We start from the raw sequence: 1,800 nt of genomic DNA on the forward strand, positions 1-1,800 counted from the left end.
TCGCCGCCTCCGACGTCATGGCCTCCGGCGCCCTGCGCGTCCTGCGCACCACAGGACACCGCGTCCCCGACGACATCGCCGTCGTCGGCTTCGACGACATGGTCTCCGTCGCCGAATGGACCGACCCGCCCCTGACCACCGTCCGCCAGGACATCGAAGAAATGGGCCGCCTCATGGCCCGCCTCCTCCTGCGCGCCCTGGAGCCCGCGCTGGCCACTGAGGCCGTCCCGGCACTGTCGTCCATCGTCACCCCGACCCGGCTGATCGTCCGCGCCTCCGCCTGAGGCCGCCGCGCCGGGTCCGCCGACCCTGATCAGACGGACCGTCACCGCTCCGCCGCGCGCGCCGAATTGCGGCACTCCTCCCGTATTCGTCGTGTGACGGCTCTTGACGAGGGGTCGCCGGAGCGGGCACGCTCCTTCTGGTGGCCTGAGAGCGCTCTCAGACGGAGCGGTCCCGGCTCTCGGCGCACCGAACCCGCCCGTTCCGCCCGACCGTCGCGTATCCGTGACCGACCACCCATGGGAGCGCTTCCACATGACCGCTGTCGACGACCACGCCACTGCCGAGGCGCTGCGGTTCCCGGCCGGATTCCGGTGGGGGACGGCCACGGCCGCGTATCAGATCGAGGGAGGGGCGACGGAGGACGGGCGGACACCGTCGATCTGGGACACCTTCAGCAGCACGCCGGGGCGGGTGCGCAACGGGGACACCGGCGACATCGCCGCCGACCACCGGCACCGGATGCCCGAGGACGTCGAGCTGATGCGCGAACTCGGCGTCACGGACTACCGGTTCTCGGTGTCCTGGCCCCGCGTCCAGCCGACCGGACGGGGCCCCGCGGTGCAGCGCGGCCTCGACTTCTACCGGCAGCTCACCGACAGGCTGCTCGAGGCGGGAATCCGGCCGGTGGTCACGCTCTACCACTGGGATCTGCCGCAGGAGCTGGAGGACGCGGGCGGCTGGCCCGAGCGCGACACGGCGGCGCGGTTCGCGGACTACGCGGAGCTCGTCGGTGAGGCGCTGGGGGACCGCATCCGGCTGTGGACGACCCTCAACGAGCCCTGGTGCAGCGCCTTTCTGGGCTACGGCTCCGGCACGCACGCGCCCGGCAGGACCGATCCGGCCGCCGCGCTGCGCGCCGCGCACCACCTCAACCTCGGGCACGGCATGGCCGTCGGCGCGCTCCGCGCAGTGCTCCCTGACACGGCCGCGGTCTCGCTGGTGCTCAACCTGGCGGCGGTGCGCGGCCGTTCCGACTCCGCGGCCGACCGGGACGCGGTGCGCAGGATCGAGGCGCTGGCGAACCGGATCTTCCTCGACCCGGTCTTCCACGCGCGCTACCCGCGCGACCTGATGGAGGACACGGCGGCGCTCACCGACTGGTCGTTCGTACGGGACGGCGACCTCGCCGCGATCTCCCGGCCGATCGACGTACTCGGCCTCAACTACTACAGCCCCACCGTGGTCGCCGCCGCGGCGGCCTCGCCCTCCGCGGTGCCCGGCCGCCCCTCCCCGGCGGAGCCCTCGCCGTGGCCGGGCACCGACGGCGTCGTCCGCTTCCTGCCCGCGGAGGGCCCGCGCACCGCCATGGGCTGGCCGGTCGACGCCGAGGGTCTGACCGGCCTGCTGCGCCGCCTGCACAGGGAGCTGCCCCGCGTGCCGCTGATGATCACCGAGAACGGCGCCGCGTACCACGACTACGCCGACCCGTCGGGCGCCGTCCACGACCCCGAGCGGATCGCCTACCTGGCCGGTCATCTGGCCGCCGTGCTGGAGGCGGTGCGCTCGGGCGTGGAC

2 protein-coding genes are annotated in these 1,800 nt (G+C 73.9%); both read left to right on the forward strand.

Annotated features, from left to right (window positions below; all coding sequences use genetic code 11):
- Window positions 1-284, forward strand: a 284-nt coding sequence (locus BGM09_RS20015; protein ID WP_188283024.1) for a substrate-binding domain-containing protein, incomplete at its 5' end; no start/stop codon positions are given.
- 253 nt (window positions 285-537) lie between these two features.
- Window positions 538-1,800, forward strand: a 1,263-nt coding sequence (locus tag BGM09_RS20020; protein ID WP_188283025.1) for a GH1 family beta-glucosidase, incomplete at its 3' end; no start/stop codon positions are given.

The organism is Streptomyces sp. CBMA29, assembly GCF_014596445.1.
Taxonomy (GTDB): Bacteria; Actinomycetota; Actinomycetes; order Streptomycetales; family Streptomycetaceae; genus Actinacidiphila.